Genomic DNA, 10,542 nt, shown 5'->3' with positions numbered 1-10,542 from the left:
GCGCCGGCGCTAAAGGCAATGCAATATCTTTTGTCAGCCGCGAAGAAGAGCAAACCTTAAAGCGCATTCAAAAGCTGATTGGCAGCGATATCAAACGTGTAGTGAAACCGGGCTTTGAAGTCAGCAACCGCGAGTCACTGCTAAAGAGTATTTCGCGTAAGGTACTAGCCGGCCGCGCTAACAAAGCCAGTGAAACGCAGATTGAGCTAAAACGCAGTAACAAAGCAGCGCCGAAGGCCAAACCGCGTCGGGCGAAATAGGCGCTTAAAGCTTATCCGGATACGGCGTTGGCAACAGCGCCGTTATCTTGCTTAGCGCTCTGTCGCCGCATCCAACCGAATAAATACTACCTTCGCTGCGTTGCTGGCACTTAGCTGCAAAGTGCCTTTTTCATTGCTTAGCAGCAGGCTGTGCTCCGTGTCTAAAGTAAAACGCTGGCCGTTAACAGCAGCTTCTACGCCGCCTTTTGCTACAAAAATTATTGTTTGCCCACCAAGTGGCAATAGTTGCGCTTCGCTGTTTAGCGTTAACACCTCAAGTGATGCTGTTAACGCACCGCGCCTTGTCATCAGGTTAAAATCGCGCACAGCACCATTTATCAAACTGCAATGAATGGGCGTTTCACCTGCAAACGAGAATGGTGCAAGAGGCGTAGCAAGCAGTTGCGGATTATCACCGACGCCCATAAGGCTAAAGCCTGCACCTGCCAGCAACATAATAACTCTGTCTATATTATCAAAGCGGGAAAATGGCCCGTCAGTCGCGACTTCAGCCACAGATACCCGCCATAACAGGCCCTGCTCATCGTCTTTCCGGCATAGCTGATGGGTAATGCCACCACCATTTTGCCAGCGCTGGGTTTGCCACTGCTGCGGTGTAATAATTTGAATACTCAAGTTACGTCCTTAAACCACTCAGGCACTTCAATTGTTGCTGACATCATATACCCGCCACAACATCATTATTACCGGTATTGCTTCGCAGCTTACCGCTGGCTTTAAGCTTGTGGCCAATACAGACAATAGTATCCAGCGCAGGGATAAATTCATGCCCAAGCTCAGTGAGTTCATATTCTACTGATGGCGGCGAGGTTTCACGAACATGACGGCAAATCACACCGCGCTCTGTCAGCTCGGCCAAACGGGTCGACAGTACCTTGGCTGAAATTGGCGGAATATCGATACGCAATTCGTTAAACCGGCGCGGGCCAGCCCGTAAACACCAAATCACATTCGGCGCCCAGGCTCCGGCAAATACCGCCAGACACTCGGTTAGCATACAGGGCTCTGGCGGCGTGGGGCTTTTATTCTTTCTCACTTTCAGTGACATAGCAGTTACCAGGTTTCTTGGCGGTAACCCGATTTTACGCGCAGAACAAAGTTACTTCTAGTAATCTACTCTCCTATGGTTATCATAATTATGCTTTCAGTCAACTTCAGGAACTTCAATATGAAACTGTATTACAAACCGGGCGCTTGCTCATTAGCAAGCCATATTGTGCTGCACAAACTGGCTATTCCGTTTACGTTAGACCGCACTGATACTGCAAAGGGATTAACTGAGCATGGTCAGCAGTATGCAGACATTAATCCCAAGGGCTATGTCCCGGCGCTGGAAGTAAAGCCTGGAGTGGTGATCACCGAAAACACCGCCATTTTGGAATATCTGGCCGATATCAAGCCTGAAGCGAAACTGGCTCCGGCGCAAGGCACCCTTGAGCGGGTGCGCTTAAGAGAGTGGTTGTCGTTTTTATCGTCTGAGCTGCATAAATGCTTCAGCCCGTTTTTTAGTGGTACAACATTAGATGGCGATGCGCGTAAGCTAGCCCTGCAAAAACTGGCACGCCGGGTAGATTATCTGGAACAACATCTGGCGCATACTTCCCCCTACCTGTTAGGCGAGCAGATGAGCGTGGCCGATATTTACGCTTTCGTTATTTTAAGTTGGGCTAAATATATTGGCGTATCACTCGAGCAGTGGCCCAATGTGCAGGCGTTTTGTCAGTTATTCAACGCCGATCCAAACGTAGAACAGGCGTTGATTGCCGAAGGTTTGTTAAAGCAGGAGGCGTAACCATGGCCGCCTTTGCTGAGATACAGCAGTTACTGCAGCGTTATTTCGATTTACTGTACAGCTGCGATATGCGCCTGTTTGACGAGGTATTTCACCCCGGTGCAGTGTATGCCACCGCAGATGAAACGCCGTTGCTGCAGCGGGATATGGCAACGTATCGTGATGTGTTGTCAAAACGGGAGAGCGGCGCAGCGCGCGGCGATAACAGGCATGATGTTATTGATGCCATCGAATTTGCCGGAGATAACACAGCTTTTGCCCGCGTGCGTTGTAGCATTGGTCAGCGACACTTTGTTGATTTGCTAAGCATGGTGCGCACTAATGGCCGCTGGCAAATTATCAGCAAGATTTTTCATATCGAAAAAAATAAGGACGAGTAATGCCATATGTAAATATAAAGGTAACGCGTGAAGGCGTAACCGCCGAGCAAAAAGCGGCGTTAATTCAGGGCGTAACGCAGTTGTTGGTGGACGTACTCAATAAATCTCCCGCGACCACGGTTGTCGTCATTGACGAGGTAGCATTAGACAACTGGGGTATTGGTGGTTTGCCTGTCGAGCAATACCGTAACAGCTTGTCAGGTTCAGCTTAGTTTTACCGCAGGCAGTAACATCAGACCGTATAGTGTCTGTTGTTACTGCCTCTGTTTCACTGCTCAGTGCGATGCCAGAATTGTCCTTGTGTTAAACGCCTGTGTAATAAGCAGCATATTGGCGATAAACCACAGATCTTTAACTAAAAACACTCCACTGCTGCTGAGTACAGTAAAAGCCTGCCACGCCGGTGTAAAAGTAAATAAAAAGCTTTGTGTAGTAAGGAACACAGCTAAACACATGGCGAAGCCAAGATAAAATGCCCCACGCCAGTAATATCCTGCGGCCAGTAGTAGCAACGCCAGCCAGTCGAAAACACCGATAATATTTGATACTGTTTGCACCGACCACAGCTGATACATCCAGCTCATCAGCGGTGAGCTTTCAACCAACGGCACTATACCCTCGGCTTCAAACGTTAAAAACTTCATGCCGCCAATCCACAGCAGCACTAAGGCCACAGGCACATAGTTCAGCCAGAAACGTTCAGTGGCTCCGGCGTGCTGCCAGCGCCACAATGATGACGCCAACACCAACAATGCTGCGAACTTAATTACGCCCTGACCTGAGCCAAGAATTGGAAAACCGCCCAGCGCAGCCATATATTGATGGCTGCCAGACAATGACACTAACGCAATAAACGAGGGAACAAGCAGCAATAGTGCGGCAGCCTTCTGTAAACGAACTTCACGTAGCGCTGCCAAACATACCAAAGCACATAGCAGCAGATATGCTCCGGTTAATTTTGCAAACAGCAGCAGCTGTGGCGTTGGCGTATAAAAGCTGGCAATCGCCTTAATTGAACCTGTTTCACCGGATAATAGCGCTACCGCTATTAAAACCAGAGAAGCACTGATAAGCAGTAATATAGCCGGTCGCATAGTATCCTCATTGTCAGGCCGTTAAAACCGACGGATAAGAACGGCACAAGCACCGTTTTATTTCAGCTGCTGCAGTAATACTTTGCGTGACTTACCCTTGCACCAGATATTTTGCAGCGACTTTAAGTGCATGTTTGCGCAAAGCTTTTAATTGCGGGCTTTCGGTTTGCCAGTAGTGCCAGTACAGTGGTGTATCCAGCGCATAACCGGGTTTAAACAGCGCCAGCTCACCTTTGGCTATCGAATCCCCCAGTTGAATTTGCGGTAACAAGCCGTAGCCGAGGCCTGCAATCATGGCTTGTTTAAAGCCCTCAGGGGATGGGCAGTAATGGACAAACTCTGGCTCACACTGTGCTAATTCGTGTAAAAACTGGTGTTGCAGTTTGTCGTGTTCATCAAACACCAGACAAGGTACTTTTGCTAACTCAGCGCCCACGGCAGAACCATAGCGCTGAATAAACACCGGGCTGGCTAAAGCCTGATAACGCAAAGCGCCCAGCGGACTTACCAACCCACCGTTTACCGGTTCGGCAGTGGATGAAATACACACCATGACCTCGCCGGCTTTCATCCGTTTTAAAATAACCGACTGGTCTTCCACCACCAGTTCAAACCGCAGTGTACCGTCAATATCAGCGTGTGGCAGTGCCAAAGCTTCTGGCAGCCAGGTCGCGAGTGAGTCGGCATTGGTTGCCAGTCGCACGGTCAGCGGCGCATCATCACTATAACGTGCGTTTAACGCATTGATCCCCAGGGCGACTTCTAACTGCATGACCTGCTGCAAGTGGTTTAGCAAACGCTGCCCTGCAGCAGTGGCTTTGGGCGGTTGGCTGCGCACCAATACCGGTTCACCCAGCAATAATTCCAGCTGCTGAATACGACGACTAACTGCTGATTGGGTAATAAATAATTTTGCCGCCGCTTTTTCAAAACCGGCTTCGCTGATAACGGCATGCAGCGCTTCCAGTTGCTGATAGTTAATCATGATTTTTTCTCATGATACCAATTTATTATTCATTAGATTAATGCAAACACTGCACTAAAATGCAAGACGTTCATCACAGCAGCGGAGCAAAAGTGGAGTCATTCGCCAGTGGGTTACTGCTAGGGCTAAGCCTGATTATCGCCATAGGCGCGCAGAATATCTGGGTGCTCAGCCAAAGCATGGCCGGCGCAAACCGTCTGGCTATAGCATTCTCATGCATGCTGTGTGATGCCGCCCTCATTATGCTCGGTGTATACGCTGCTACAGAGGTAAAACAGTTGTTGCCGAATTTGATGCCTTACCTGACGTATGGCGGCGTTGCCATGCTGCTATATCTGGCTTTTGCTGCCGCAAAACGTGCGGCAAACGGTAGCTCGGGCCTGAATACGCAACAGGTCGTAAAGCGCAGCTGGCAAATAACAGCACTACAAGCTATTGCGATAAGCTTGTTAAATCCGCATGTTTATCTGGATACTGTGGTGCTGCTGGGCAGCATAGGCGCGGTACAAAACACGCCTGTTATGTTTGCTTTAGGGGCCTGCCTTGGCTCAGTTTTGTGGTTTGGCAGTTTAACAGCCTTTGCCCCCAGGCTTCGGCGGTTACTCAGTTCAGCGCGTCGCTGGCGGGCTTTTGACGCCGGCATTGCCGCAATTCTGACTCTGATGGCCTGGCAGTTAATTACGCTGGCCTGAATCAGTGTTAAAAACTCAGCGTCCTTTATCTTAAGTTCGTCTTGCAATGAAAGTTGCTCAGAAGCAGCAGGCCGTTCAGCAGCACAGAGACTTGCTGAAACAAGGACGCTGCAACACAGCAGCGAAAAGTTTTGTAAAGCTGATAGTTTAAGCATCATCTTGGTTCCAGTGAGTTAATCTGGAACTTAGATGCCTGGCGGTATTCGTTTGGATTTAACACCGGCAATTATTTTTTCAGGTAAATCAGAACCTCTGCATTTTGTAGATTTAGCACCATTATTAACACCGTACTCTCTTTATCGTCAGAATAATTAACATCAAACGCCGTTACAGGCTGGCTAAAAGAAAGGATCCGCAACTAAAACAAATATTTATTTAAAATGGAATGTTTAATGCTAAGCAGCTGACTGAGCGCAGCAGTGAAGGTGCTTCTCGTTATCAACTCAAAGGGAAGAAAAAAATGAAAAAACTATTGTGTATTTTTGCACTATTCATCACCAGCTTTAGCCAGGCAGATGTCATTGTATTAGACTTCGAGGGCTTAGATGATCTGGAGTCTATTGGAGGGTTTTATAATGGTGGCACCAGTGAAAATGGTAACACAGGCCCTAACTATGGCATTGAATTTTCTGGTAATACCTTAGCTATACAAGATATAGATGCCGGCGGAAGCGGTAACTTTGGTGGCGAACCCAGCCCGGATACCGTTATGTTTTTTCTTAGCGGTGCCGAAGCTATTATGAATGTTGCTGCCGGCTTTGATACTGGTTTTTCTTTTTTTTATAGTGCGGTCAATAATGCCGGTTCTGTCAGTGTGTGGGATGATATAGGCGGTACCGGCAACTTGCTTGCGACATTATTTATTGCCATCACGCCGTCTGATGGCGGTGATCCGAATGGTGATTTCAGCCCTTTCTTTGCAATAGGTGTAGGCTTTGAGGGAATAGCTAAATCTGTTTCATTTGCTGGCGTTGCAGATCAGATAGCTTTTGATGATATTACCTTTGGCTCAGTGACTCCCGGCACAACGCCAGTGCCAGAGCCTGCCAGTATAGCTATTCTGGTGCTAGGTCTTGCCGGTTGTGCCGGATTTAGAAAACGCACCTGATACAAGGTGGCAATACATGTACCTTAGCGCGGATGATTTCGCGCTTTTTTATGCCTGAAAACAGTGAACATCTGGCCACATTAGAGAGGCCACCATGATATCTGTAGAAATAAGCCTTAGCTTATTGCTGCGCTATTGCCATTAAACGGCCTGCCTGCTGTTTTAACGCCTGTTTCAGCTCTGGCGGTTCGATAATACTGAAATCGAAAGGTAACTGACTAAGCCACTGCGCCAGATGCAGGCAGCTGTCGGTGCGACTATTTAGCAGTAATCCATCAGCATGGGGTTTTAGCATAGAAGCGGTAAGGCCTATTACCTGCGCGGCGGTCTGTTTGTCAGTATGAAATACTATCTGCACAGCAAGATTACCCGGCATGTCAAATAAACTGCGGTTGAAGTACTCGGCGGAATCAAAATCCGCTGGCCGCTGAAACTGATGTGGGTGCCGTTCGATACGCTGTAACCGGTCAAGTCTGAACGTGCGCAGTTCACGGCGCAGATGGCAGTATGCGCATAAATACCAGCGGCCAAGACGGAACAGTAAACCGTAAGGGTCAACCTGCCGTGCGACAACGGATTGCTGATAAGCCGCATACTGTATAATGACCGAACATTGCTGCTCCATTGCCTCTAACAGCGGTGCCAAATGTTGGCCTGATGTTTCTGCTTCTGCCGCCGGTATTATCACCTTGATGTTGTCGGCGATGGCCCTGGTGCGTGACTTTAGTTTTGCCGGCATTACCCGTTCAAGTTTGGCCTGAATGCTGCTGATAGCGGTATCAGTATCAGGTAGTTGCAGATTTTTAGCTGCCAGCAAGCCCAGTGACAGCGCCAGCGTTTCATCATTGGTAAACATCATCGGCGGCAACTTAAAGCCCGCGACCAGCATATAGCCGCCATCACGCCCCTGCTCTGTTGTTACCGGAATGCCAAGATCTTCCAGCGCGCGGATATAACGGCGCACCGTGCGTTTATCAACGCCCAGCCGCGTCGCTATTTCGCTGCCGCTTAAGCGGGCATGCGATTGCAACAGCTCCAGCAAACTGAGGACGCGAATGGTTGGGCCGCTCATACTGATCTCCGGTTAAACACAGGCTGCTCCAGCTATCACGATAATATTAAAAATATAACCGATAATTAGGACGCAATCTGTCCTATTTAGACTCTATCTTAACCTGGTAGCGACAAAAACAGCTATTTACGTGATTGATAACAACATCTGTCAAAAGGAAAGCTCCGATGAAACCATTAACTTTTTATACCAACCCTAACTCGCGCGGCCGCATCATCCGCTGGATGCTGGAAGAGTTGAACCTGCCTTACGATGTTGAACTGATGCATTTTGGCGGCAATCTGAAATCGGCGCAGTATCTGGCACTCAATCCTATGGGTAAAGTACCAGCCATTCAGCATGGCGATACCGTAGTCACTGAAGGCGCCGCTATATGCGCCTACCTGGCCGATCAGTTTGCGGATAAAGGCCTGGCGCCGGCACCTGATAGCAGTGACCGCGGCACCTATTATCGCTGGTTGTTTTTTGCTGCCGGCCCGCTGGAAATGGCCACAACCGCCAAAGCTTATAACTGGCGCCTTGACAGAGACAACTGTACCTCGGTCGGCTGCGGTTTATACAACGATACCCTTAATGCGTTAGAAACAGCACTGGCTAACGGGCCCTACTTGTGTGGTGAGCAATTTACAGCTGCAGATGTCTATGTTGGCAGCCATATCAGCTGGGGTATGCTGTTTGGCACTTTAGAAAAACGACCCGTTTTTACTGATTATATACAGCGATTACAAACGCGGGAGGCATACATTCGCGCCGCAGAGCTTGATGATGCGTTGGCCAAAACGATGGAGCATCAATAAACCGGCACTTTGAAGCGCCCGGCAGCAGCAAAGCTGTCGGGATTATATGGGTACGCCTACTTTGGTAATAGCAAGGGCTCTTCAATAGCAATAAAACGGCTGGCAGCATTGCTCAGCGCCTGCGCTGTTAACCCTGCTACGCCGTATATCTCAACTTCAGTGAGGTACTTAGTAATGAGGGTTTCGGCCAACAAAGCAAAATCGCCATCGCCGGAAGCCAGTACCAACACATCGCTGCGCTGGCCGTATTCAATTGCATCAATTGTTATGCCGACATCCCAGTCGCCTTTAGCAGAGCCATCGGCGCGCTGAATGAAGGGCTTTAGTTTTACTTCAAAACCAATGGCACGCAGAATATTCTGAAACTGGCGCTGTTTTTCATCACCCCGATCTATCGCGTAAGCAATAGCTTTCACCACAGTGCGATCAGCGCTAACCTGACGCCAAAAAGCGTTGTAATCAAAATTACGCTGATACGCTTCACGGCAGGTGTAATAGATATTTTGTACATCGACCAGAATAGTCACGCTGCGCATAGTAAGCCTTACGTTACCAAGATACCGCTAAGCTAACCGGCAGCGCCCCGGGAGGCAATCTTTTATTTTGAATGTGTGCAGCCAGACAGTGCGCCGTAAGGCAAGCGCTAAGGCTATAAATTTTAATCAGAAAAAACGATTAGCACGATAGTCAAAACTGGCTTTCGCACTGTTCTCTGCCGGTCTATAGTCTATGCATTAACAAAAGCGGGTACATGCAATGGGCCCAGTGAAAACCAAGGTTGCAAGGAGTAATATATGGACAATAACAACAGCTCGGCCGGTAAATGCCCGGTTATGCATGGCGGTAACACCAAAGTGGGAGGCCGGGGTACCAGGAACATCGACTGGTGGCCAAACCAGCTGAATATCAAAATACTGCATCAGAATGACAAGAAGTCTAACCCTTTGGGAGATGACTTTAACTATGCAGAAGCGTTTAAAAAGCTTGATCTGGCTGCGGTCAAGCAAGATTTAGCTACGTTGATGACCGACTCACAGGACTGGTGGCCGGCAGACTATGGCCACTATGGTCCTTTTATGATCCGCATGGCCTGGCACGCAGCCGGCACCTACCGCACCGCTGATGGCCGTGGTGGCGCCTCTACCGGCAATCAGCGTTTCGCGCCTCTGAACAGCTGGCCAGATAACGGTAATCTGGACAAAGCCCGGCGCTTGTTATGGCCGGTTAAACAAAAATACGGCAGCAGTTTATCCTGGGCCGATCTGTTCGTTCTTGCCGGTAATGTAGCACTGGAAACCATGGGTTTTAAAACCTTCGGTTTTGGTGGTGGCCGGGCCGATATCTGGGAGCCGGAAGAAGACGTATACTGGGGCGCTGAAAAAGAGTGGCTGGCTACCAGCGACCGTGAAAACAGCCGTTACTCCGGTGACAGAGAGTTGGAAAACCCGCTTGCAGCAGTGCAAATGGGCTTAATTTATGTCAACCCGGAAGGGCCGGACGGTGAGCCTGACCCTATTGCATCGGGGCGCGATATACGCGATACATTTGAGCGTATGGCCATGAATGACTATGAAACCGTGGCGCTAACAGCTGGCGGCCATACTTTTGGCAAAGCACATGGGGCCGGCGATGCCAGCCATGTGGGCGTTGAGCCGGAAGGCGGCGCCTTGCACGATATGGGCTTTGGCTGGTTAAGCAGCTATAAAAGCGGTAAAGGCCGTGACACTATAACCAGCGGCATTGAAGGCGCCTGGACCCCCACACCAACACAGTGGGATAACAGCTATTTTGATGTACTGTTTGGTTATGACTGGGAGCTGACAAAAAGCCCTGCCGGTGCCCATCAGTGGGCGGCAAAGAACCTGGCAGAAAAAGACCACGCGCCGGATGCAGAAATCGCCGGCAAAAAAGTCGGCATCATGATGACCACGGCTGACATGGCGATGCGGGAAGACCCGGCCTATCGCAAAATATCACAGCACTTTCACCAGAATCCTGACGAGTTTGCAGATGCCTTCGCCCGCGCCTGGTTTAAGCTAACTCACCGCGACATGGGCCCTAAATCCCGTTATCTGGGGCCGGAAGTACCGGCGGAAGATTTAATCTGGCAAGATCCGGTACCTGCGGTTAACCATGAACTGGTCAATACTGCCGATATCGCCAGCTTAAAACAGGCAATACTGGCATCAGGTTTAACAGTGCCTGAACTGGTCTATACCGCCTGGTCGTCCGCGTCAACCTTCCGCGGTTCAGACTGCAGAGGTGGCGCCAATGGGGCCAGGGTCCGGCTGGCACCGCAGAAAGACTGGGAAGTTAATCAGCCTGCACAGCTGAAAAAAGT

The 10,542-nt window shown here is 49.5% G+C and carries 13 protein-coding genes and 1 pseudogene; 8 read left to right on the top strand and 6 right to left on the bottom strand.

Annotated elements, in window-relative coordinates; all coding sequences use genetic code 11:
* Positions 1-260, top strand: a pseudogene (locus VIN66_RS17410) (ATP-dependent helicase); the annotation flags it as partial.
* A gap of 51 nt (positions 261-311) precedes the next feature.
* Here VIN66_RS17410 and VIN66_RS17405 read toward each other — a convergent pair.
* Together VIN66_RS17405 and VIN66_RS17400 are read right to left on the bottom strand one after the other, a co-directional pair.
* On the bottom strand, positions 312-896 hold the full coding sequence (locus VIN66_RS17405; RefSeq protein ID WP_331925164.1) for a HutD family protein: 585 nt from the start codon (positions 894-896) through the stop codon (positions 312-314).
* A gap of 43 nt (positions 897-939) precedes the next feature.
* Complete coding sequence (locus tag VIN66_RS17400) at positions 940-1,329, bottom strand: helix-turn-helix domain-containing protein (protein WP_331925163.1); 390 nt, start codon at positions 1,327-1,329, stop codon at positions 940-942.
* Between the two features lie 120 nt (positions 1,330-1,449).
* Between VIN66_RS17400 and VIN66_RS17395 the strand changes: the two genes are divergently transcribed.
* From VIN66_RS17395 to VIN66_RS17385, 3 genes are read left to right on the top strand one after another with little or no spacing between them, the layout of a single operon-like run.
* Positions 1,450-2,073, top strand: coding sequence for a glutathione binding-like protein (locus VIN66_RS17395; RefSeq protein WP_331925162.1), 624 nt, complete (start codon positions 1,450-1,452; stop codon positions 2,071-2,073).
* Between the two features lie 2 nt (positions 2,074-2,075).
* Complete coding sequence (locus VIN66_RS17390) at positions 2,076-2,453, top strand: nuclear transport factor 2 family protein (protein WP_331925161.1); 378 nt, start codon at positions 2,076-2,078, stop codon at positions 2,451-2,453.
* A complete protein-coding gene (locus VIN66_RS17385) occupies positions 2,453-2,665 on the top strand; it encodes a 4-oxalocrotonate tautomerase family protein (RefSeq protein WP_331925160.1) in 213 nt (70 codons plus the stop codon). The genes VIN66_RS17390 and VIN66_RS17385 overlap by 1 nt, the downstream gene beginning before the upstream one ends.
* Positions 2,666-2,728: 63 nt before the next feature.
* Here the strand turns inward: VIN66_RS17385 and VIN66_RS17380 are convergent, their stop codons facing one another.
* Positions 2,729-3,547 (bottom strand): DUF417 family protein, encoded by an 819-nt coding sequence (locus VIN66_RS17380; RefSeq protein ID WP_331925159.1) that lies wholly within the window; start codon positions 3,545-3,547, stop codon positions 2,729-2,731.
* 91 nt (positions 3,548-3,638) lie between these two features.
* The gene (locus tag VIN66_RS17375; RefSeq protein ID WP_331925158.1) at positions 3,639-4,532 is read right to left on the bottom strand and encodes a LysR family transcriptional regulator ArgP; all 894 of its coding nucleotides are present in this window, start codon (positions 4,530-4,532) and stop codon (positions 3,639-3,641) included.
* Positions 4,533-4,591: 59 nt separating this feature from the next.
* On the opposite strand from VIN66_RS17375, the gene VIN66_RS17370 reads away from it, so the two are divergent.
* Complete coding sequence (locus tag VIN66_RS17370) at positions 4,592-5,224, top strand: LysE/ArgO family amino acid transporter (RefSeq protein ID WP_331925157.1); 633 nt, start codon at positions 4,592-4,594, stop codon at positions 5,222-5,224.
* Positions 5,225-5,609: 385 nt separating this feature from the next.
* Positions 5,610-6,332 (top strand): PEP-CTERM sorting domain-containing protein, encoded by a 723-nt coding sequence (locus VIN66_RS17365; RefSeq protein ID WP_134054177.1) that lies wholly within the window; start codon positions 5,610-5,612, stop codon positions 6,330-6,332.
* Positions 6,333-6,453: 121 nt separating this feature from the next.
* Here the strand turns inward: VIN66_RS17365 and VIN66_RS17360 are convergent, their stop codons facing one another.
* Positions 6,454-7,404, bottom strand: coding sequence for a YafY family protein (locus VIN66_RS17360; RefSeq protein ID WP_331925156.1), 951 nt, complete (start codon positions 7,402-7,404; stop codon positions 6,454-6,456).
* A gap of 167 nt (positions 7,405-7,571) precedes the next feature.
* Here VIN66_RS17360 and VIN66_RS17355 point away from each other — a divergent pair, with 167 nt between their 5' ends.
* Positions 7,572-8,201, top strand: a complete 630-nt coding sequence (locus VIN66_RS17355) for a glutathione S-transferase family protein (RefSeq protein ID WP_331925155.1) — start codon at positions 7,572-7,574, stop codon at positions 8,199-8,201.
* Between the two features lie 56 nt (positions 8,202-8,257).
* On the opposite strand, the gene VIN66_RS17350 is transcribed toward VIN66_RS17355, so the two are convergent.
* Positions 8,258-8,737, bottom strand: a complete 480-nt coding sequence (locus VIN66_RS17350; protein ID WP_331925154.1) for an NYN domain-containing protein — start codon at positions 8,735-8,737, stop codon at positions 8,258-8,260.
* A gap of 258 nt (positions 8,738-8,995) precedes the next feature.
* Here VIN66_RS17350 and katG point away from each other — a divergent pair.
* The coding region (gene katG, locus VIN66_RS17345) for a catalase/peroxidase HPI (protein WP_331925153.1) at positions 8,996-10,542 on the top strand (1,547 nt) is incomplete at its 3' end.

This window comes from Rheinheimera sp., from assembly GCF_036568245.1.
GTDB lineage: Bacteria > Pseudomonadota > Gammaproteobacteria > Enterobacterales > Alteromonadaceae > Alishewanella.
Note: the sequence above shows the minus strand (reverse complement) of the source record. Positions and strands in the feature narration are given on the sequence as shown.